We start from the raw sequence: 21,247 nt of genomic DNA, 5'->3' as shown, positions 1-21,247 counted from the left end.
AATAATCACTTGAAGTCTATAAAAGAAGGGATGATTGACGAAAAATCAACCATCCCTTTTTACATTATTGAAGCACTGAAATATCAGCTACTTGTAAGAATAACCCTTGTAACGTATTTAAAATCGCTAAGCGGTTTTGGCGTAGTGCTGGATCTTCAGCATTTACCATCACGTTATCAAAGAAACTGTCTACTGGCGCACGTAAGTTTGCTAATTTATCCAATACTGTCGTGTAATCGCCTTGTGCGATAAGCGGTTGTACTTCAGTGCGTAATGCAAGCACCGCTTCAGCAAGAGCTTTTTCTGCTTGCTCTACGCAAACGGTTAAATTGATCTCGCCAATTGCAGCATCTGCTTTCGCTAAGATGTTACTTACACGTTTATTTGCTGCTGCTAACGCTTCCGCTGAATCTAAAGTACGGAAATGTGAAACCGCACGCACTCGCGCATCAAAGTCAGCAGGGCGAGTTGGACGACGTGCTAATACCGCTTGAATTACATCCACCTCAATGCCTTCATCTTGATACCATGCACGGAAACGGCCGAGCATGAAGTCCACCACATCAGCAACCACATTTTGATTCGTGAGTTTATCACCGAAAAGTGCGGCTGATTTTTTCACTAAATCTTCTAAATCAAGTGGTAAGTTTTTCTCTACGATAATACGTAACGCACCTAATGCCGCACGACGTAATGCAAATGGGTCTGCACTACCTTTTGGTGCTTGGCCGATGCCGAAGATCCCCGTTAAAGTGTCAAATTTATCCGCTAAAGCGACCGCACTTGCAACGAGAGATTTTGGTAATTCATCACCAGCAAAGCGTGGCATATATTGTTCGTTTAACGCCACCGCTACTTCTTCATCTTCACCGTCATGACGAGCGTAGTGCATACCCATTACGCCTTGCGTATCAGTGAATTCAAATACCATGTTGGTCATCAAATCACATTTTGACAGTAAACCCGCACGTTTTGCTTTCGCTTCGTCTGCGCCGATTTGTTTTGCAATTTCGCCTGCAAGTTGTTCAATGCGGTCAGTTTTATCTTTCAATGTACCCAATTGTTGTTGGAACAACACGGTTTCTAAACGTGGTAAACGATCAACCAGTTTTTGTTTTAAGTCGGTTTTGAAGAAGAATTCCGCATCGGTTAAACGTGGGCGAACCACTTTTTCGTTCCCTTCGATAATTGCGGTTGGATCTTCTGGGTTGATGTTCGATACGAAAATAAAGTGCGGTAATAATTTGCCGTCTTTATCATAGATTGGGAAGTATTTTTGGTCGCCTTTCATTGTATAAACTAAGGCTTCCGCAGGCACCGCTAAGAAATGTTCTTCAAATTTTGCTGCTAAAACATTTGGATATTCCACCAAGGAAGTGACTTCTTCAAGCAAGCTTTCTTCAATATCAGCCACGCCGCCAAGTGCGGTCGCTTTTGCTTGAGATTTTGCAAGAATTTCTGCTTTACGCTCGTTGAAGTCCGCCACCACAGAACCTTTTTCACGCAATAATTGTGGATATTGGTCTGCATGTTGAATTTCAAATTCTTTCTCGCCTAAGAAGCGGTGACCGCGAATGGTGCGAGCACTTGCCACTCCTAAAATTTCGCCTTCGATTAACTCATCACCTAACAACATAGTCACAGTGTGAACTGGGCGGATAAATTGCACGGTTTTATCTGCCCAACGCATTGGTTTTGGAATTGGCAATTTCGCTAACGCGTTTGCCACAATATCGTTAAGTAAGTTTTTGGTCGGTTGCCCTTCAATTTTTGCACGGTGAACGAGCCATTCGCCTTTATCAGTTGCAATGCGTTCTGCTTGCTCAACAGTAATGCCACAACCACGCGCCCAGCCTTCTGCCGCTTTAGTTGGTTTACCTTCCGCATCAAAGGCTGCTGACACTGCAGGCCCTCGTTTTTCGATTTCTTTGCTCGGTTGTTGGGTTGCTAAGTTCAACACTTTCACCGCCAAACGACGTGGCGCCGCAAACCATTCGATTTTGTCGAATGATAAGCCCGCTTGGTTTAATTCCGCTTCAACGTTATCCGCAAAAGAGGTTGCTAATGTTTTAAGAGCTTTTGGTGGCAGCTCTTCCGTGCCGATTTCTACAAGGAAGTTTTGGGTTGTCATTTTGTTTCTCTTATTTAAAAATTCTGTAGATTTAAATTCTTATTTTCTTCGTTATCATTTCTGCCAAATCGCCCCTACCCCTCTTTGCCAAAGAGGGGATTGGATCTTTGGAGAGTTAAATATTTATGTCCTACTTTAACGTTTTTTGAAAGCAGATAATTTAATCTCTATTGAAATTAAAATGTAAATGAGTCAGTTACTATCAATTTACTCAAGAATTCCCCTCTTTAGCAAAGAGGGGTAGGGGAGATTTACTCGCTTCGCTCGCACTTCGTGCCGTTGCTAAAGCAACGTTCAAACGCAAGCGTTTGTGGCAGAGGTTAATCCAACCTCATACTCAATCAGCCCTTACATTCTCTAAAAACAAATAAATCTGCTCTATTACCGCTTCAATTTCACGCATAACTTCATTATTGCTAAATCGCATCACCGTAAAACCAAGTGAATTTAATTCTGCATCTCGATTGATGCGTTGCCATAGTTTTCTTTCTGCATCCGTTTGATCCGCTCGCAATTTTTGCGAATTCTCTTTTAGGTATTTTTCATAGGGTTGCATGAAAACCGCTATTCTATTTTTTCCTAGAACTCAAAAAATTGCTTTTAACTTTGATGGGTCTAAAACAACATCGCCATTTGGTAATAACAATGCAGGAATGCCTAAATAGCCATTTGCTTTCGAGTTATCAAATTCTGCATTGCTATCGCGTAAACGAATGAATTGTTTGAGATTAGGTAGTGAAGTCATAATTTCTACTTCATCGTAATCCACACCTAAGCGATCCAACTCGGCGACAAATGGCGCGGTATCTGGGCATGTTTCTGCATAAAAAAGAATGGGTTTGCTCATTTTGCTCTCCTAAAGTGCGGTCAAATTTCACCGCACTTTTTTGAATTACCTTTAAATGTTATTTTTTACAACCTGGGAAACCTAAGGCTTCACGGCTTGCATAATAGGCTTCAGCCACACCTTTAGTTAATGCACGAATCCGTAAAATATAGCGTTGGCGTTCGGTGACCGAAATTGCTTTACGCGCATCTAACAAGTTGAAGCTGTGTGCTGCTTTCAAAATACGTTCATAAGCTGGCAATGGTAACGGTTTTTCTAAGGCTAATAACTCTTGTGCTTCTTTTTCGTATTGATCGAAGCAGTAGAATAAGAAATCGGTGTTTGCGTGTTCAAAGTTATAGGTTGATTGTTCTACTTCGTTTTGATGGAACACATCACCATAAGTAGTTTTGCCTAATGGACCGTCAGACCAAACTAAGTCATATACAGAATCTACGCCTTGAATGTACATGGCTAAACGCTCTAAACCGTAGGTCACTTCGCCCGTTACAGGTTTACATTCTAAGCCGCCCACTTGTTGGAAATAGGTAAACTGGGTTACTTCCATACCGTTTAGCCATACTTCCCAACCCAAGCCCCATGCACCTAATGTTGGGTTTTCCCAGTTATCTTCCACGAAACGGATGTCGTTTTGTGTTGGATCGAAACCGAGCATTTCAAGCGAGCCTAAATAAAGTTCTTGAATATTATCTGGAGAAGGTTTGATCACTACTTGGAATTGGTAGTAATGCTGTAAACGGTTTGGGTTTTCGCCGTAGCGACCATCGGTCGGACGACGTGAAGGTTGAACGTAAGCAAATGCCATTGGCTCTGGGCCTAATGCGCGCAATGCAGTCATGGGGTGAGAAGTACCTGCGCCCACTTCCATATCAAAAGGTTGCACAATGGTGCAGCCTTGGTTTGCCCAATATTCTTGTAGGGCTAAAATCATACCTTGGAATGTTTTTACGTTAAATTTTGTACTCATAATCGTTGATCTAATGTGATTAAAAATGTTGGTATTATACTTGAATCCGTAAAAGGGATAAAGGCGAAAAATGCGGTTGAAAATCAGGCTTTATAAAGATATATCAAGTAAGTAATTTTGAATATTTAGGTAGATTTTAAGTCTTATTTTAGTATAGTTTTTTTTGATTAATTTAATAGATTTCAATTGTTTAAACCTTTCTATATGATACGCAAGAAATTCATTTCAACCTAACTAAATTTATTAACTTTACAAGGAGTCTACAATGAGTTCTCAATGCCCTTTCTCGCACTTAGCTGCGACAAACTTAACAATGGGTAACGGTGCACCCGTTGCTGATAACCAAAATAGCTTAACAGCTGGTCCGCGTGGTCCATTACTTTCACAAGATTTATGGCTTAACGAAAAATTAGCTGATTTCGTACGTGAAGTGATCCCAGAGCGTCGCATGCACGCTAAAGGTTCTGGTGCATTTGGTACTTTTACTGTCACACACGATATTACTAAATATACTCGTGCAAAAATTTTTAGTGAAGTGGGTAAAAAAACGGAAATGTTCGCACGTTTTACCACCGTGGCAGGCGAACGTGGTGCAGCAGATGCTGAGCGTGATATTCGTGGTTTTGCATTAAAATTCTATACTGAAGAAGGTAACTGGGATTTAGTCGGTAACAATACGCCAGTATTCTTCTTACGTGATCCACGTAAATTCCCTGACTTAAACAAAGCGGTAAAACGCGATCCGCGTACTAATATGCGTTCAGCAACTAATAACTGGGATTTCTGGACATTATTACCAGAAGCATTACACCAAGTCACTGTTGTAATGAGTGATCGTGGTATTCCAGCAAGTTATCGTCATATGCACGGTTTCGGTTCTCACACTTATAGTTTCTGGAACGAAGCGGGCGAACGTTTTTGGGTAAAATTCCACTTCCGTACTCAACAAGGCATTAAAAATTTAACAGATGCTGAAGCAGCCGAAATTATTGCAAATGACCGTGAAAGCCATCAACGTGATTTATATGAAGCGATTGAACGTGGCGATTTTCCTAAATGGACATTATTTGTACAAATTATGCCGGAAGCAGATGCGGAAAAAGTGCCTTATCATCCATTCGACTTAACTAAAGTATGGCCGAAAAAAGACTATCCATTAATTGAAGTCGGCGAGTTTGAATTAAACCGTAACCCAGAAAACTTCTTCGCTGATGTAGAACAATCTGCATTTGCACCAAGTAACTTGGTTCCGGGTATTGGCGCAAGCCCTGACAGAATGTTACAAGCCCGTTTATTTAACTATGCGGATGCACAACGTTACCGTTTAGGTGTGAACTACCGTCAAATTCCAGTAAACCGTCCACGTTGTCCTGTTCATAGCAACCAACGTGATGGTCAAGGTCGTGTAGATGGTAACTACGGTAGCTTGCCACACTACGAGCCAAACAGCTTCAGCCAATGGCAACAACAACCAGACTTTGCTGAACCACCACTTCGTATCAACGGAGATGCAGCACACTGGGATTATCGTAACGATGATAACGATTACTTCAGCCAACCTCGTGCATTATTTAACTTAATGAATGCAGAGCAAAAACAATCATTGTTCAACAACACGGCAGCAGCAATGGGCGATGCGCCTGATTTCATCAAATATCGTCATATTCGTAACTGCCACTGGTGTGATCCTGTATACGGTGAAGGCGTTGCGAAAGCATTAGGTTTAACCGTTGAAGATGCATTAAAAGCTCGTAATACTGATCCTGCATTAGGTCAAGGTGGATTGTTATAATCTTTCGAGTTAATTATTTTAAATAAATAATAGTAGTAATGAATCTGCACCCAAAAGTTAGGCTAAGGTTTAACTGATTAGGGTGCAGATTTTTTTCAATGAAATATTACGAATTCATTACATAATACTTGAAGGATTTTGTAATCGTTCAAAAATTTGAATATAAAAATAACCTATAATAGCTTCCATTTTTTTATGATAAATATTGTATTTGAGTAATGCTAAATATATATCATGGCACAAAATAATGAGGTATAAAATGGCTATCATTACCCGTCACTGCAGTAAAATCTTCGCGTAATCCCATACCGCAAGCCACATCCCCCACAACCCAAGAGCCGATAATTGGATACATTCCATCAAAACTTGGCAATTCAAATTTTTGTTGATAAACATAACCTGAATTACCATAAAACGTTGAGTGTTCGCTTCCTTTCGCTGCAAATTCTACACCATTATTTTTCTCATAATAGAAAACATTGGCACCTTCTCGACCTAACAATGGTTTTTTCACCCACATCGATAAATCTTTTGGTAATTCGAAAGGCGTAAAATAAGTAGGCAATAAATTCGGATGATTAGGATAACGCGCCCAAAGTTTTGCCAATAGTGCTTTATTACTTAACAACATTTTCCACGCTGGTTCAATAAATCGTGTTTCAGCCGTTGTAATATGGCGAGCAAACTCAGCGTGGCTTAGCCATTCTAGCGGATACAATTTAAATAACATTTCAATAGGTTGATCATTTAAATCTACAAATTTTTTTGTTTCGCTGTTATAGCCAATATCTTCCACCGCTAATTGATGAATATTCCAACCTGCGTTATAAGCCACATCAGCTAAATAATCCACATTACCCCAATCTTCACGGTCAGCATCCTGCATGGCACTCAAATGGAAATCTGTTTTGCCACTTTGTTGTTTCAAAAATTGGAAATGTTTTATTAATTCTTCATGAATCCAGTTAAATTGATCACGATGTTTCAAGCCCTCAATTTGCTCCAACCACAGCCATTGAACAACCGCTGCCTCCAACAAAGATGTTGGTGTATCGGCGTTATATTCAAACATTTTTAGGTTGTCGCCATCATAGCCAAAATCAAAGCGTCCATATAAATAAGGATCTTGATTACGCCAAGAGGTTTCAATAAGCTGTTTTTGCAACTCCGTAAAACGATAATTTTCATAATCGCCTTTTTTAATTTCATCCGCCGCAAAATCTAAACACATTGAATGCAATTCATTAGTTGTATCCTCAATGCGATCAATTTCCGCTAAGGTAAATTCATAGGCGACATTATCAGACCAATAATGAGATCCATCACTAGAAGGCAAGTTATAATAATCAAATCCAACATTAAGTAGCTGTTGCACCATATCTGGTCGAGTAGGAAACCCAGTTACACGTTTCATTTAGCCCCCACTGCTACGATGAGTATTATTTGGGCTACTAAAACCACCACGAGATACAGGTTTGCTATTCATGCTTCCTGCATTTCCTTTCACGAGCATTGGTTTTCCAACAGAACGATTCGTTTGAGGTTGCACAACTTGCCCTGTTGGTGTGGTGACAGCTCGATTTCCAGGATGATAGCTTGGGCCAAGGAAACTACTAATTGCACGAGCCGCCATATACCCTATAACGCCACCAGCAATTGCGGCTCCTAAAGAAGGATCAGTACTTTCAGCTTTTGTAGTTGATTCAGCATTGTTCTCGCTTTGATTAGCTTGTACATTATTTTCAGCTGGATTTTTTACCGCACTTTCTGCATTACCATTATCACGAATATTTAAACCAAGCCCCTGCTGTGGTGTAGTTGCAGTTTTCTGAGTACTTTCAGTATTTTTATCTGCCTCACAAAGCTCAATTTTTTTCCAATCCGCTAAACAATCGTCTAAAGACTGATATACATCGCGTTGTACTTGCTCTTCTGAACAGCCTCCTAATAAGGCCACAATAGATAAACTAACTAAAATCTGATTTTTCTTTTTCATTGTTCTCAATTTTTATCGAATGGTTTTCACGCCTAGCCATTGCTCGGTCTGTTTATTAGTAATTTCTTCACGAGTCCACATACTCATTAAATCTGGTTGTGGATATTTATTGCTGTTATAGCCGACTAAACGGGCAAAATCAAATACGGCATGAGGATAGCCATTAATAAGCAACAAGGCTAAATAACCACTCTCATCCCAACAAATTTCAAGTTTGCGTGCTTCATGATGATTAGAGGTTGAATCAACATTATACACATGCAACATATCCACTATCGGTTGAGCATTTTGACGAATATCAAGTGCATAAAAATAGCCTGTTTCGCCGTCATCTTCAAACATTACAGCAAAATGCTCAAATACTGTCGAATGTGTTCCCACTTGCTTTGGCGTTCCTAAAAAGAGCTCGTCCTCTAAAGTTAAATGTAACATTCCCTTTCCTTTAAATATTAGATATAAAAACACCGCACTTCTATACAAAGTGCGGTGAGATTTTACAGTAAATTCAGCGTGAATTACGCTTGACCTTTAACCGCTTTTAAGCCTAGGAATGCTGCTGGAGTACCTGCGCGTTCTAATGCTTCTTCGATACGGATTAATTGGTTGTATTTCGCAATACGGTCAGAACGGCTCATAGAACCAGTTTTGATTTGACCTGCTGCTGTACCCACCGCTAAATCAGCGATAGTTGCATCTTCAGTTTCGCCTGAACGGTGAGAGATTACAGCGGTGTAACCTGCATCTTTCGCCATTTTAATTGCTGCTAAAGTTTCAGTTAAAGAACCGATTTGATTGAATTTGATTAAGATAGAGTTTGCGATACCTTTTTCGATACCTTCTTTTAAGATTTTGGTGTTAGTGACGAATAAATCATCGCCCACTAATTGAACGCGGTCGCCTAACACTTTAGTTTGGTATGCAAAACCTTCCCAGTCAGATTCATCTTGACCATCTTCGATAGACACGATTGGGTATTGTTTAGTTAATTCTTCAAGATAGTGTGTGAACTCTTGAGAAGTGAATGATTTACCTTCACCTTTCATTTCGTACATACCATTTTCTTTGTTATAGAACTCAGAAGATGCGCAGTCCATCGCTAAAGTAACGTCTTTACCTAATACATAACCTGCTTTTTCTACTGCTTCTTTGATACAGGCTAAAGCGTCTGCGTTAGAGGCTAAGTTTGGAGCGAAACCACCTTCGTCACCAACCGCAGTGCTCATGCCTTTAGATTTTAATACTTTTGCAAGGTTGTGGAATACTTCAGCACCGATACGAAGTGCTTCACGTAATGTTTTCGCACCAACTGGTTGAATCATGAATTCTTGGATATCAACGTTGTTATCTGCATGTTCGCCACCGTTAATGATGTTCATCATTGGTAATGGCATAGAATAAACACCAGCAGTGCCATTTAATTCTGCAATGTAAGCGTAAAGTGGTAAACCTTTAGATGCTGCAGCTGCTTTTGCGTTTGCTAAAGATACCGCCAAGATTGCATTTGCACCAAAGTTAGATTTGTTTTCGGTTCCGTCTAAATCGATCATGATTTGGTCGATTTCAGCTTGGTTTGTTGCATCTTTACCAACGATAGCTTGTGCAATTTTGTTGTTCACTGCAGCCACAGCTTTTAATACGCCTTTACCTAAGAAACGAGATTTGTCGCCGTCACGTAATTCTAATGCTTCACGAGAACCAGTTGATGCGCCAGATGGAGCTGCTGCTAAACCAACAAAACCACCTTCAAGATGAACTTCAGCTTCAACAGTTGGATTACCGCGTGAGTCGATGATTTCGCGACCAATCACTTTAACGATTTTTGCCATTTTTATTTTCCTCAATTAAGTTAATTAAAACGGGTTAGGCGAGCCTAAAACTGGCGATATGATAAAGCTATTTTGAGATTTTGTCTTGTAAAAAATGCGTATGCTTTGATCTTTATCTATTTATTATCTTGAGATACTTAGAGCACAAGCATAAGCCGAGCTCCACGCCCATTGGAAGTTATAACCACCGAGCCAGCCAGTCACATCCAATACTTCACCAATAAAATATAAACCGCTGACTTGGTTGCTTTCCATTGTTTTAGAAGAAATTACTTTAGTATCCACTCCGCCCATTGTGACTTCAGCCGTACGATAGCCCTCTGTGCCATTTGGAGTAAATTCCCAGTGATGAATAAAATCCACCAGATTTTTTACCCGCACTTTGCTGATGTTAGCGATAACTTCATCTTGCACAAGGCCTTGTTCAATCCAAAGCTCGACCAATTTTTTCGGCAATAATCGAACCAAGATGGTTTTCAATATTTGTTTTGGTGAATGTTGTTTTGCTTGATTAATTTCCTCTTCCACATTGTGGTTCGGTAATAAATCGATTTCCACTGACTCAGTGGGCTGCCAATAATTGGAAATTTGCAATACCGCAGGGCCTGAAATACCACGATGAGTAAACAAAAGCTGGTTGTAAAAAGATTTTCCGCACTGCGCAGTGATCGTGACTGGCAAGCTAACGCCTGAAAGTGCAGTTAAAAATTTATCTGTTTCTCGATAAGTAAAAGGCACTAAACTCGCACGAGGCGGAATAACAGGAATGCCAAATTGTTCCGCAATTTGATAGCCAAATGGCGTTGCACCAAGCCCAGGCATAGAAAGCCCACCTGTCGCAACAATCAAATTTTTACATTGCCATTGGGTTGAATTTAGCTGTAAAACAAACCGCACTTTTTCATCATTTTGAATCCGTTCAACTTGAGAAACTTCGCTACGCAATAAAATCTTGGCACCATATTTATCGCATTCAGATTTCAGCATTTCAACGATTTGTTCTGCACCCTCATCGCAAAATAATTGCCCCAATTCCTTTTCGTGATAAGCAATCCCTTGCTCCGCCACTAAAGAAATAAAATCCCAATTGGTATAACGAGCAAGCGCCGATTTGACGAAATGAGGATTTTGCGAAAGATAATGAGCAGGCGTAACCTCTAAATTGGTGAAATTACAAAACCCACCGCCCGACATCAAAATCTTACGTCCGATTTTTTTGCCGTTGTCGAAAACTGTCACCGACTTGCCTAGCTTAGCCAACTGTGCCGCGCAAAATAATCCTGCCGCACCCGCACCAATAATAATGTTTTCAGAATATTGGCTCACGGATTTTGTCCTTTTTCACCACGTTGTAAAAAATCCAACATCTTCATTCGTTGAATAACTGAACGACGATCCACTGCCGCATTACCTGAATCTAATAACTGCTGTAAATACATACCGGCTTGTTGATATTGGCGATTTTCTAAGGCAATTGTCGCCAACAAAGAAAGACTAGATACTTCATTTTTATCTTTTGCCAAAGCTTCATTCAAAAGTTGTTCGACTTTTTGGGTCATTTGCTGACCTGCTTGATAATAAAGTGCGGTGGCTGCCAAGCCTAAAATATTAGGTTTACTTCCCGACAATTTTTCCGCATTAGAATAAGCCACAAGCGCACTATCAAATTCATTATTCTGTACATAGGCTTCTCCAAGTTGAAGCCAAGTTTCCGCATTATTCGGATCAGTACGCAGTTTATTTTGGAGCTTCTCAATCACATTTTGATTTTTGTGTTCATCATTCATTTCAACATTTTGATTATGTTGCTCAATCATCGATTGCTCGCCTTGTTGAACACGACTAAAACGATCAAGGGAAAAATAATAAGCAGTTGGAATAGCGATGAGTAAAGTAAAAAGCACAAAATAAATTTTGCTATTCACTTTTCCCTTAGAAAGTTTACTTGGCTCCCCTTGCTTGCGGGGGGAGCTGCCAAAGGTTGAGGGGAGGGAAATTATTTCATCATTCTCTAGTTGTTGTGCAACCACTTTTTCTGAAAACTGTTTTTTCCTATTTGAGAAATAAAGCAATACTGCAGCTAAAATTAAAAGGGCGACTGGCAATAACCATAACAACGCCGTATTCCATTTGAATGGCGGTTTGTAATTCACAAAATCACCAAATCTAGCCGTCATTTTATCGATAATTTGCTGATTGCTTTTGCCCTCATCCACCATTTTGTACACTTCAAGACGCAAGTCATAAGCAATTGGAGAATTAGATTCCACCAAATTTTGGTTCTGACATTGTGGACAGCGTAAAGATTTTGCTAACTCTACGGCGCGAGTACGATCATCTTGATTTTGAAATTGATAGGTATCCACCATTTCCGCTTGAGTAAACAAGGAAAATGCGAATAAAAGTGCGGTTGCAAAAAAGACTGTTTTTTGAACCTGAATAAAACCGCGAGTAAAAATATCTAATATACTTTTCATTTGTTCTTCAATGCTTCAATTTTCGGCAAAAATACCGTTTGCCAAGTTTCTTTATCCAGTAAACCAGAATGGCGATAACGAATCACACCATTTTCATCTACAAGATAAGTTTCTGGCGCACCATCCACGCCCAATTTTAATCCCAATTCCCCATGACTATCATCAATGGTTAAGATGAACGGATTGCCCATTCGCTTAAGCATTTTAATGCCATTTTGCGGATTATCACGATAATCCACGCCCACAATAGGCAACGTTTTTGCAATCTCAATTAACAGAGGATGTTCTTCTTTGCAATAACCACACCAACTTCCCCACACATTTAATAAAAATGGCTGTTTAGGAAACTCTTTCGGGCTTACGATTTGTGATGGCTCATGTAAATTAGCCTGATAAAACTCTGGAACAGGTTTATCAATTAAAGCCGAAGCAATTTTTTTCGGATCTTGATTTAACCCTGCAATTAATAATATACACACGCCTAAAAGCACAAAGAGCGGTGTAAAAAAGATAAGTTTTTTGTTCATTATTTTTCCTGTTTTCTGCGTAATCCGAAGACGCTAAAAAGTGCGCCAAAGGCCATTAAAATACCGCCCGCCCAAAGCCAACGAATCAGTGGTTTATAATGTAAGCGGAAAGTAAATTCCCCTTTGCCGAGAGAATCGCCCATCACAATATATAAATCGCCCCAAAAACCACCATCAAGCCCCACTTCACTTATTGTCATTGTTCGTACATCGTAATAACGGCGTTCTGGGATAATTTCTGCATAAGGTTTACCATTTTTAGTTACGTCAAAAAAAGCGACTTCTGCCGTAAAGTTTGGCCCAATTTCATTAGAAAATTGGCGATAATGAAATTCATATTGCCCTAACGTTTGACTTTGTTGCGGTGCTAAACGCACACCAATTTCACTGCCAAAATACCCAGTCATCACCGCACCAATAGTCACAATCGCCACGCCACAGTGTGCTAAAATCATCCCAAATTGAGACAAGCGAATTTGTCGCCAATTTTGCCATAACGTGACGAATAAAAGCCAAATCGCAAGAGTTAATAACACAAAGGCGAAAGCGTGAAAATTCAACGCAGAATTATGGCGTAGCTGTTGCCAAATCATTAGGCATGCAAGAATCAAAGACGGAATAAGCAACCACCCACAACGTATCAATAATGTGCGATCAAATTGCTCCTTACGTATGCTAAGCACAATTACCATTAAGATTAAAATCGCCGTAATAATGGGGAAGAAAATACTATTAAAATAAGGACTTCCCACCGAAATTGAGCCCCAATTCATCGCTTGGAATAACATCGGGTAAAAAGTACCTAAAAAGGTAGAAACCGTCGCAATGGTCAGCAAAATATTCAGTAATAAAATGCCACCCGATTTAGAAACGAACTGAAATTTCACCGCACTTTCTGATGAACTTCCCGCTCGTAAAGCGAATAAACCAAAGGCTAACGCTGTCAAAACAAAGAAAATTAATAACAACACATAACCGCGCGTGTTATCCAATGCAAAGGCGTGCACAGAAGTGAGCGCACCAGAACGAACAATAAACGTGCCTAATACGCTAAAGGCAAAAGCAAGCAGAGAAAAAAGCGTTGTCCAATAACTAAATACGCCTTGTTTTTCCGTCGCCATTAAACTGTGTAATAACGCCAAACCAAGCAACCAAGGCATTAAAGACGCATTTTCTACGGGATCCCAGAACCACCAACCGCCCCAGCCAAGTTCGTAATAAGCCCACCACGCACCAAGCACAATGCCAATAGTTAAAAACAACCAAGAAACCAACACCCATCCACGCATTGAGCGGGCAATTTGTCGTGCTGACTGGTTATAAATCAACGCACTCAAACTCATTGCAAAATTTACCGCAAAGCCCACATAACCAACATATAACAACGGCGGATGGAAAATTAATCCCACATCTTGCAACATTGGATTGAGATCGCGCCCTTCTGCGGGAGCAGGGAAAATGCGTCCAAATGGATTGGAATAAAATAAAATAAACACCGCAAAACCAAAGCAAATCAATCCCAATAAAGATAAAGATTGAGCGGAAAAAGTGCGGTCATTTTTTCGATTAAAAAAAGCAAAAGCAGCAAGCCATAAACTCAATGAAAATAACCAAAACAACATTGAACCTTCATGCCCGCCCCAAGTGGCAGCCACTTTAAAAAATGTAGGTAATTGAGAGTTGGAATGTGCCGCTACATATTCAAGGGTGAAATCATCCACCGCAAAAGAATAAGCAAGCAAACCAATTGAGAACGTCGTCGCAAGGGTAAAAATATAACTAAGCGGCCAAGCAGCATTAATTAAAGTCGAATTTTTTTTGAATAACCCAAATTGAGGCACTAACGCAAGAAAAAACGCGCTAGCTGTTGCGAGTAAAAGAAGGAAAAAGCCAAGTTCTGGGAGCATAATGTCGTCGTTTTTTTCGTTGATGCGCAGATAAAGTCGCTAATCAAGTATGTTTCATTAATAAAATTAAAAATAGCACCTTGATAGGTGCTATTGTGCTTATAAAAATTAATGATTAAATTCAGCACCTAAACAAGGGCGAATTTTATTTAACATTTCTTTAATTACGCGTGATGGTGCAGCAATGATATTGCCACTGCGTAAGTAGCCGTTACCAGCATCAAAATCGCAAACTAAACCACCCGCTTCACGCACGATTAAATCGCCAGCAGCACAATCCCATGCTTTTAAGCCCATTTCAAAATAACCATCAATACGGTTTGACGCCACATAGCATAAATCCAATGCGGCAGAACCAGTACGACGGAAATCCGCAGCATCTTCAATTAAGGCATTCATCATTGCAAATTGAGCTGGCATTAATTTTGGTTGTTTGAATGGGAAACCAGTGGCTAAAATTGAACCTTGAATTTCACGTTTACTATCTACACGCAAACGTACTTCATTTAATTTTGCGCCTTCACCACGCACAGCGGTAAATAATTCATTACGGATTGGATCGTAAACAACCCCAACTTCAGTGCGATTTTTTACACGAATTGCGATAGACACAGAAAAGTGGGGAAGTCCTGTCATAAAATTACGAGTACCATCTAGCGGATCAATAATCCATTGTACATCGCTATCTTTGCCTTCAATTGCGCCTGTTTCTTCCGTAATAATTGTGTGATCAGGATAAGATTTACGAATAACTTCAATGATTTCTGCTTCAGACGCTTTATCAACGTTTGTTACATAATCATTAATACCTTTTTGTGTGCTTTCGATAGCATCACGGCGTTCATAATTTTTAGCAATCACATTGCCCGCTTTTCGTGCCGCACGAATTGCGATATTTAACATTGGATTCATATTTCCACCAGCTTTTAAAGAACAGAAAAATTCCGCGCCATTATAGCGAGATTTGCCAAAATAACCAGTTGAAAATCATAAAACAATGGTTTTTATAGGTTTTCAGAAAAACTTTGCGATACAGATCGCAAAAATCAGATCAAGTGATTTTTCTACCCATTATTTATGGTTAAAGTGCGGTAGAAAATTGGAGCGTTTTATGCAGAAAGGTATGACATTAGTGGAATTATTGATTGGGTTAGCCATTATCAGTATTGTGCTGAATTTTGCAGTACCATTATGGAAAACCGATTCGCCTAAAACGATTTTAGCCAAAGAGCAACATCGCCTGTATTTATTTCTACGCCAAATTCAGGCTCGTGCAGAAAATTCATCGGAAGTGTGGTTTTTACTTATCAATCGTAATCTTGCGACACGGCAATGGTGCTTAACGGCACAAGTAAAAAATGATCAAACTTGCGATTGTTTAAACCCAACAAACTGCCCGAAAGAGGCCTATGCTCATTTTTACTATCCTTATTTTCCTAAAAAAACGATGATTCAAAGCCATTATATTTATCCCAAAGAAATCACGAGGTTTTATGGTGCTCGTAATACCAGTGTCACTCGTTGCTTTATTCTGCAAGCGGAGAATGAACGTACATTATTTTCATTTTTCAATGTAGGCAGTATCCGTTTGAAAACCAATCAAGCGGCTAGTGCATGCAATCAATCATGAAAACATTATTAAAAGGGCAAACCCTATTAGCACTGATGATTTCGCTGGCTTTGTCGTCTTTATTATTGCTAAGCATTTCGCATTTTTATGTGCAAATACAAACACAAAATCAACACATGTTATTGCATTTAAAACTACAAGCTGAATTACAACGAACATTACAGTTAATAGGTAAAGATCTTCGCCGATTAGGATTTCGAGCATTAAATGCAAAACTGACGGAAAGCAATTTATCTTTATTTGAATTAGATGAACAAGGCACAGCTATTTTTATTAGCCAAGAAGATAATGCGCCACCTAATAGCTGCGTGTTGTTCTTTTATGATTTAAATAAAAATGGGTGTATTGGCAAAGGTTCGCCGAAAACCTGTATGAAAAAAGGTAAAAATACATCTAAAAGTAGTACTGAAGAATTATTCGGCTATAAAGTGAGTAACAAAATGATAAAAACCAAACTGACGTATCAAAGTGTTATTCCTACTAATTGCACGGCAGAAACTTGTAAACGTGCTTTTCAACAAACCGCTTGTAACGCTGGTGGTGGATGGGCAGATTTATTAGATAACAACGAATATGAAATCACTAGGTTACAATTTAATTGGTTAATTGAAGGCAAAGGATTAGAAATCAAGCTAAAAGGAAATTTAAAACAAACCCCAAATATCAGTTATGAAACATCCCTTGTTGTTGCACTATGGAATCAAAAATAACGGAATCAAAAATAATGACAATACAAAAAGGCATTATCACGCTGACTATTCTGATTTTTATTTCAGGTTTATTAACCGTAATCTTATTGTTGGATGACAGCCATTTAAGTTTTTTTCGTGCGCAACAAAATCAACGAAAACACTATGTGGAAAGAACATTACAACTGCAAAACATGACAGAGGAGAAAAAACAAACTGCCTGTATTGATTTACCCTTAAATAATAATGAAAGTGTGAAGCAAATCAGCATCGCCCTTGAGGGTGCCGCCGATGCAATTCAATATTTTCTTTGGTGTGAAAGAATGAGCCTATTTAAAAAATCGCCTAAAAAGGGAGATAATCAAGGTGCATTGAAAGATTTTGTGAGTGGCGAAAAACTTGCCTATTTTCGACCGCACTTTTCTTCCCCGCCCAGAATTTTAAACGCGAATAAAATGCCTAAACTTTATTGGTTTTCAGATTCACAAGCAGAGGTTGAAATTAATGGCACCGTATATGCCGTATTAATTGCAGAGGGCGATTTAAAATTGACTGGCAAAGGGAGGATTAGTGGTGCAGTGATTACCAGCGGGAATTTAACTTTAGATGGCGTAACTTTAGCTTATGGGAAAAAGACGGTGGTTGCTTTAGTGCAACAATATAGTCAGTGGCAGTTAGCAGAAAAAAGTTGGAGTGATTTTAATGTTCAGGATGAATAAAGGAATGTCTTTTATTACATTGTTATTTTCTTTAACTTTATTTAGCGTTTTATTTCTTGTTTTTAATCAATGGACGGCAAGCCAAAGAAAAAGTGCGGTGAAAACTTATCAAGATTTTCAGGCAATACAGATTGCGGAGAATCAAGCTCAACGCCAATTTTTAGGGTTAGCTTGTGAACAATTGATACAACAAAATGGCTTAACTTTTCGTATTCAATGTGAAAATGAACGTATTATTGTGCGTTATCCTACGAGTGAAATTTTGATAAAAACTCAGTAAAATGGTGTTGTTTTTTCTAGGTTAAATCATCAAAAGGTCGCCATTGTGTTCATTGTTTATTATTCCAATCAGCTTGAAAAACAAAAAGAAATTCTTTCTTCATTATTCAAATCTTTACCGCCTGAAGATCCTTTTCAACAAGATATTATCTTGGTACAAAGCCCTAATATGGCGCAATGGCTACAAATTGAACTTGCCAAAGAAACAGGTATTTCAGCAAACCTAAAATTTCCTATGCCAGCCAGTTTTATTTGGCAACTTTATGCACAAAATTTACCCGCAACGGCATTAGAGAACCCTTTTGATAAAGATTCAATGACATGGCGTTTAATGCGCTTAATCCCAATTTTTCTTGAGAAAGAAAATTTTTCGCCTCTACGCAATTATTTATCATCTTCGCCACATTCTGAACAATATAAACTTTATCAACTCAGCAGTAAAATAGCCGACTTATTTGACCAATATTTAGTTTATCGACCTGAATGGATTTTTGCTTGGGAAAAAGGCGAAGATGAACAAATCACTGATCAAATACAAAAACAACAACCTAACCTAAACGCAACTTTGTTTGCGCAAATTCAAGGCAATACAAAATGGCACGGTGAGTTATGGCGCGCGTTGGTCGTCGATGTTAAATCAGATGTTAATGAAGCCACCCATCGAGCAGCTTTGCATAATCAATTCTTAGCCTTGCTTGCCGATAAAAAAGCACCGAAAAAATTACCTTCACGCATATTTATTTTTGGTATTCCTGCGCTTCCAACTGCTTATCTTAATATTTTGCAAGCGATATCCTCTGAAGTGGATATTCATTTATTTTTTAATAATCCTTGCCAAGAATATTGGGGAGATATTAGCGATTTACGCCTTGATTATTTGCGTTCTCGCAAACGTTATCAACTCAATAAACAAGATGAAAATCAACCGCTCTTTTCCGAGGATCAACTTTCTCAACTAGAAAACGCTCAGTTTGACGTCACTTATCAAAAAGAAAACCTTCAACTAGGCAATCTATTACTGGCGGCTTGGGGAAAAATGGGGCGAGATTTTCTCTATACATTGGTGAGAGATGAAGAACATATTCCAACTTATCCCGTCAATGCCTATCAAGAAATTGAGTCGAACAGTTTACTCGGACAATTGCAGTCTCAAATTCTGCATTTAGAAAATAAACCGTTAAATATCGCAAAAAATGACCGCACTTTAACCCTACATTCTTGCCACAGCGCTATGCGGGAAGTAGAAGTATTGCACGATTATTTACTGGATTTATTCAATCAAGATCCTAGCCTTACGCCAAAAGATGTCGTTGTTATGATGGCAGATATTAACCAATACACACCCTATATTCAGGCAGTTTTCGGGCAAAAAAATGGGGATGCACCACAAATTCCATTTTCACTTTCGGATAATAAACTTTCAGAAAGCGATGCGTTGGTCTCAAGTTACTTAACTTTATTAGGCTTAAAAGAAAGCAATTTTAGTGCAGAGGATGTTTTAGCATTGTTGGATATTCCTGCGATGCGAGAGCGATTTAATATTTCCCTTGCTGATTTACCATTAGTTCGAGAATGGGTGGCGGATTCAGGGATTCGTGTCGGTTTGCAAAAAAATCAAGATGGCATCAATTTCAATTCTTGGCAGGCTGGATTAGAACGAATGATTTTAGGCTATGCGATGCGTGAAGAACAGGGCATTTGGCAAGATAGTCTGGGCTTAAACAGCAGTTATGGCTTAAAGGGCGAGCTCGCTGGAAATTTATCTCATTTTTTCACCGCACTTTCCGCGCTGCATGAAACGCTGCAACAAGCACATTCCATCGAAAAATGGCAAGAAATTTTAACCGCACTTTTATCGGATTTCTTCGTGCGAAATGAAGACACAAGCGACATGATTTTCTATATTCAAGAGAAAATTAATGAATTAGCTGAGCATCTAAAAACGCTCCATTTTACTGAAAAATTACAAGCAGAAGTGATCGCCGATGTCATCACAATGAAATTGGAAGATGCACCAAATAGCCTCAAATTCCTTGCAGGAAAAGTAAACTTCTGCACCTTATTACCAATGCGTTCAGTGCCATTCAAAGTGGTTTGTTTACTTGGAATGAATGATGCGGATTACCCAAGAACACAAACACCAAACAGTTTTGATTTAATGCAATATCATTATCAAAAAGGCGATCGTGTTCGCCGTGACGATGATCGCTATTTGTTCTTAGAGGCCTTATTGGCAGCACGTGATTATTGCTATATCAGCTATGTTGGCCGTTCCATTACAGATAATCAACCGAAAGAACCTTCTGTATTGGTAAGCCAACTGTTGGATTATATTAATCAAGGGCAAAAGGAAAATGTCCTTACTGTCATTGAACATCCAATGACCGCATTTAGCCCAGATAATTTCAAATATAACGAAAAATTTACCCGCTCTTTTGCGACAAAATGGTTGCCAATAGCGCAATTTGACGCGAGTTCCAACAATTCAGAATTTGCCGTCACTATGACAGAAAACCCAGAAAAAATCGAAGAAGTTGAACTGGATTCTTTAGTCAGCTTTGTGGAAAATCCAGTGAAATTTTTCTTTGAAAAACAACTTGGTGTTTATTTCCGCGATAAAGATGAACGCATTGCTGACAGTGAAAACTTCACTTTAAGTGGGTTAGATAATTATTCTCTCAATAATGACTTAATTTACCTTGATGAACAAAATTTTGCTGATTATTTTAGACAAGCAGAAGTAAAAGGCGTGTTACCGCACGCAGAGTTTGGAAAGGTTTATGCTGAAAATATTCGCGACAATGTTTTAGAATTTAAAGAGAAAATAGCCGATCTTGGTGAGCCTAAACAGGCTTCTATAGATTTTAATATTGCCGTAGATTGGCAAAACGAAAATCAAAAAATCCGTTTATTTGGTTATATGGAGGCTTTATTTGGCGATGATTCACAAGTCATTCACTGGCATTTTGCTAAATACAAAGATCGTTATTGTATTCGTCCTTGGATTTATTATTTAATTCAATGTGTTACACAAGAAAAGGCGGTACCAGCAAAATTAATTACGCAAGATAAGGTTCTCGAATTACCGCCTATTGAGCGTGAAGTTGCGCTTGCTCAATTACAAACTTATGTAAAAGATTATTTACAAAGTCAAATTGAAATCCAATTGGTGCCAACCATAAGAAATATTAATGATTTTATTGTAGACGATGAAAGTGCGGTAGATTTTGACAACGTTTTTGAAAAACTTCAGGCATTAACTGAAAGTAATGGTTTCGGTTCAAAAGCCGATCCATATTGGTCACGAGTATTAGCGCAGACCTCAAGATTTAAACAACCTGAAAATATTGCAAAATTATTAAAACAAACAAAAGCTTGGTTTGGCTTATTATTCGCACAAAAGAAGACAAGAAAGGCACAAAGCTAATCGTCAAATAACCTATTTTTTAGTAGAATAACA

The 21,247-nt window shown here is 38.9% G+C and carries 19 protein-coding genes; 6 read left to right on the top strand and 13 right to left on the bottom strand.

Annotation, left to right across the window (positions count from 1 at the left end; all coding sequences use genetic code 11):
* Nucleotides 1-64 precede the first annotated feature (64 nt).
* The 4 genes from glyS to glyQ all read right to left on the bottom strand — a co-directional run bounded on the left by glyS (nt 65) and on the right by glyQ (nt 3,945).
* Complete coding sequence (gene glyS / locus DQN49_RS00355; protein WP_006995585.1) at nt 65-2,131, bottom strand: glycine--tRNA ligase subunit beta; 2,067 nt, start codon at nt 2,129-2,131, stop codon at nt 65-67.
* 337 nt (nt 2,132-2,468) lie between these two features.
* Complete coding sequence (locus tag DQN49_RS00350; RefSeq protein ID WP_006995587.1) at nt 2,469-2,687, bottom strand: DUF559 domain-containing protein; 219 nt, start codon at nt 2,685-2,687, stop codon at nt 2,469-2,471.
* A 30-nt stretch (nt 2,688-2,717) separates the two neighbouring features.
* Complete coding sequence (locus DQN49_RS00345; RefSeq protein WP_005648060.1) at nt 2,718-2,978, bottom strand: hypothetical protein; 261 nt, start codon at nt 2,976-2,978, stop codon at nt 2,718-2,720.
* A gap of 58 nt (nt 2,979-3,036) precedes the next feature.
* The gene (gene glyQ / locus DQN49_RS00340) at nt 3,037-3,945 is read right to left on the bottom strand and encodes a glycine--tRNA ligase subunit alpha (protein ID WP_005632923.1); all 909 of its coding nucleotides are present in this window, start codon (nt 3,943-3,945) and stop codon (nt 3,037-3,039) included.
* 265 nt (nt 3,946-4,210) lie between these two features.
* Between glyQ and DQN49_RS00335 the strand changes: the two genes are divergently transcribed.
* Nucleotides 4,211-5,737, top strand: a complete 1,527-nt coding sequence (locus DQN49_RS00335; RefSeq protein WP_006995588.1) for a catalase — start codon at nt 4,211-4,213, stop codon at nt 5,735-5,737.
* Nucleotides 5,738-5,969: 232 nt separating this feature from the next.
* On the opposite strand, the gene DQN49_RS00330 is transcribed toward DQN49_RS00335, so the two are convergent.
* The 9 genes from DQN49_RS00330 to suhB form a co-directional block, all read right to left on the bottom strand.
* On the bottom strand, nt 5,970-7,151 hold the full coding sequence (locus tag DQN49_RS00330) for a glutathionylspermidine synthase family protein (protein ID WP_006995589.1): 1,182 nt from the start codon (nt 7,149-7,151) through the stop codon (nt 5,970-5,972).
* On the bottom strand, nt 7,152-7,733 hold the full coding sequence (locus DQN49_RS00325) for a hypothetical protein (RefSeq protein ID WP_006995590.1): 582 nt from the start codon (nt 7,731-7,733) through the stop codon (nt 7,152-7,154).
* A gap of 12 nt (nt 7,734-7,745) precedes the next feature.
* The gene (locus tag DQN49_RS00320; RefSeq protein WP_013527279.1) at nt 7,746-8,165 is read right to left on the bottom strand and encodes a DUF2251 domain-containing protein; all 420 of its coding nucleotides are present in this window, start codon (nt 8,163-8,165) and stop codon (nt 7,746-7,748) included.
* 83 nt (nt 8,166-8,248) lie between these two features.
* On the bottom strand, nt 8,249-9,559 hold the full coding sequence (gene eno, locus DQN49_RS00315) for a phosphopyruvate hydratase (RefSeq protein WP_006995592.1): 1,311 nt from the start codon (nt 9,557-9,559) through the stop codon (nt 8,249-8,251).
* Nucleotides 9,560-9,682: 123 nt separating this feature from the next.
* A complete protein-coding gene (locus DQN49_RS00310) occupies nt 9,683-10,885 on the bottom strand; it encodes a BaiN/RdsA family NAD(P)/FAD-dependent oxidoreductase (protein WP_006995593.1) in 1,203 nt (400 codons plus the stop codon).
* Entirely contained in the window at nt 10,882-12,036 is a 1,155-nt protein-coding gene (gene nrfF / locus DQN49_RS00305) for a heme lyase NrfEFG subunit NrfF (protein ID WP_006995594.1), read from the bottom strand. The genes DQN49_RS00310 and nrfF overlap by 4 nt, the downstream gene beginning before the upstream one ends.
* Nucleotides 12,033-12,563, bottom strand: a complete 531-nt coding sequence (locus DQN49_RS00300) for a DsbE family thiol:disulfide interchange protein (protein WP_006995595.1) — start codon at nt 12,561-12,563, stop codon at nt 12,033-12,035. The genes nrfF and DQN49_RS00300 overlap by 4 nt, the downstream gene beginning before the upstream one ends.
* Entirely contained in the window at nt 12,563-14,470 is a 1,908-nt protein-coding gene (gene nrfE / locus DQN49_RS00295) for a heme lyase NrfEFG subunit NrfE (protein WP_006995596.1), read from the bottom strand. The genes DQN49_RS00300 and nrfE overlap by 1 nt, the downstream gene beginning before the upstream one ends.
* A gap of 108 nt (nt 14,471-14,578) precedes the next feature.
* Nucleotides 14,579-15,382: an inositol-1-monophosphatase gene (gene suhB, locus DQN49_RS00290; RefSeq protein WP_006995597.1), complete on the bottom strand. Its 804-nt coding sequence runs from the start codon at nt 15,380-15,382 to the stop codon at nt 14,579-14,581.
* Between the two features lie 199 nt (nt 15,383-15,581).
* Between suhB and DQN49_RS00285 the strand changes: the two genes are divergently transcribed.
* The 5 genes from DQN49_RS00285 to recC are packed head-to-tail and all read left to right on the top strand — an operon-like array spanning nt 15,582 to nt 21,214.
* A complete protein-coding gene (locus tag DQN49_RS00285) occupies nt 15,582-16,100 on the top strand; it encodes a type II secretion system protein (protein ID WP_032826263.1) in 519 nt (172 codons plus the stop codon).
* On the top strand, nt 16,094-16,810 hold the full coding sequence (locus DQN49_RS00280) for a PulJ/GspJ family protein (RefSeq protein WP_032826301.1): 717 nt from the start codon (nt 16,094-16,096) through the stop codon (nt 16,808-16,810). The genes DQN49_RS00285 and DQN49_RS00280 overlap by 7 nt, the downstream gene beginning before the upstream one ends.
* Nucleotides 16,811-16,824: 14 nt before the next feature.
* A complete protein-coding gene (locus tag DQN49_RS00275; RefSeq protein WP_032826264.1) occupies nt 16,825-17,508 on the top strand; it encodes a DUF2572 family protein in 684 nt (227 codons plus the stop codon).
* Complete coding sequence (locus DQN49_RS00270) at nt 17,501-17,788, top strand: DUF5374 domain-containing protein (protein ID WP_006995601.1); 288 nt, start codon at nt 17,501-17,503, stop codon at nt 17,786-17,788. The genes DQN49_RS00275 and DQN49_RS00270 overlap by 8 nt, the downstream gene beginning before the upstream one ends.
* A gap of 45 nt (nt 17,789-17,833) precedes the next feature.
* Nucleotides 17,834-21,214, top strand: a complete 3,381-nt coding sequence (gene recC / locus DQN49_RS00265; protein WP_006995602.1) for an exodeoxyribonuclease V subunit gamma — start codon at nt 17,834-17,836, stop codon at nt 21,212-21,214.
* Nucleotides 21,215-21,247: the final 33 nt, after the last annotated feature.

The organism is Haemophilus aegyptius (assembly GCF_900475885.1).
Classification (GTDB): domain Bacteria; phylum Pseudomonadota; class Gammaproteobacteria; order Enterobacterales; family Pasteurellaceae; genus Haemophilus; species Haemophilus influenzae.
The sequence above is the reverse complement of the archived record's forward strand: the minus strand, read 5'-3'. Positions and strand labels throughout refer to the sequence as shown.

What these genes read in the sequence shown, in the direction of transcription:
- glyS (WP_006995585.1), bottom strand. Translation starts at nt 2,131, where the DNA reads ATGACAACCCAAAACTTCCTTGTAGAAATCGGCACGGAAGAGCTGCCA.
- DQN49_RS00350 (WP_006995587.1), bottom strand. Translation starts at nt 2,687, where the DNA reads ATGCAACCCTATGAAAAATACCTAAAAGAGAATTCGCAAAAATTGCGA.
- DQN49_RS00345 (WP_005648060.1), bottom strand. Translation starts at nt 2,978, where the DNA reads ATGAGCAAACCCATTCTTTTTTATGCAGAAACATGCCCAGATACCGCG.
- glyQ (WP_005632923.1), bottom strand. Translation starts at nt 3,945, where the DNA reads ATGAGTACAAAATTTAACGTAAAAACATTCCAAGGTATGATTTTAGCC.
- DQN49_RS00335 (WP_006995588.1), top strand. Translation starts at nt 4,211, where the DNA reads ATGAGTTCTCAATGCCCTTTCTCGCACTTAGCTGCGACAAACTTAACA.
- DQN49_RS00330 (WP_006995589.1), bottom strand. Translation starts at nt 7,151, where the DNA reads ATGAAACGTGTAACTGGGTTTCCTACTCGACCAGATATGGTGCAACAG.
- DQN49_RS00325 (WP_006995590.1), bottom strand. Translation starts at nt 7,733, where the DNA reads ATGAAAAAGAAAAATCAGATTTTAGTTAGTTTATCTATTGTGGCCTTA.
- DQN49_RS00320 (WP_013527279.1), bottom strand. Translation starts at nt 8,165, where the DNA reads ATGTTACATTTAACTTTAGAGGACGAGCTCTTTTTAGGAACGCCAAAG.
- eno (WP_006995592.1), bottom strand. Translation starts at nt 9,559, where the DNA reads ATGGCAAAAATCGTTAAAGTGATTGGTCGCGAAATCATCGACTCACGC.
- nrfF (WP_006995594.1), bottom strand. Translation starts at nt 12,036, where the DNA reads ATGAAAAGTATATTAGATATTTTTACTCGCGGTTTTATTCAGGTTCAA.
- DQN49_RS00300 (WP_006995595.1), bottom strand. Translation starts at nt 12,563, where the DNA reads ATGAACAAAAAACTTATCTTTTTTACACCGCTCTTTGTGCTTTTAGGC.
- nrfE (WP_006995596.1), bottom strand. Translation starts at nt 14,470, where the DNA reads ATGCTCCCAGAACTTGGCTTTTTCCTTCTTTTACTCGCAACAGCTAGC.
- suhB (WP_006995597.1), bottom strand. Translation starts at nt 15,382, where the DNA reads ATGAATCCAATGTTAAATATCGCAATTCGTGCGGCACGAAAAGCGGGC.
- DQN49_RS00285 (WP_032826263.1), top strand. Translation starts at nt 15,582, where the DNA reads ATGCAGAAAGGTATGACATTAGTGGAATTATTGATTGGGTTAGCCATT.
- DQN49_RS00275 (WP_032826264.1), top strand. Translation starts at nt 16,825, where the DNA reads ATGACAATACAAAAAGGCATTATCACGCTGACTATTCTGATTTTTATT.
- DQN49_RS00270 (WP_006995601.1), top strand. Translation starts at nt 17,501, where the DNA reads ATGAATAAAGGAATGTCTTTTATTACATTGTTATTTTCTTTAACTTTA.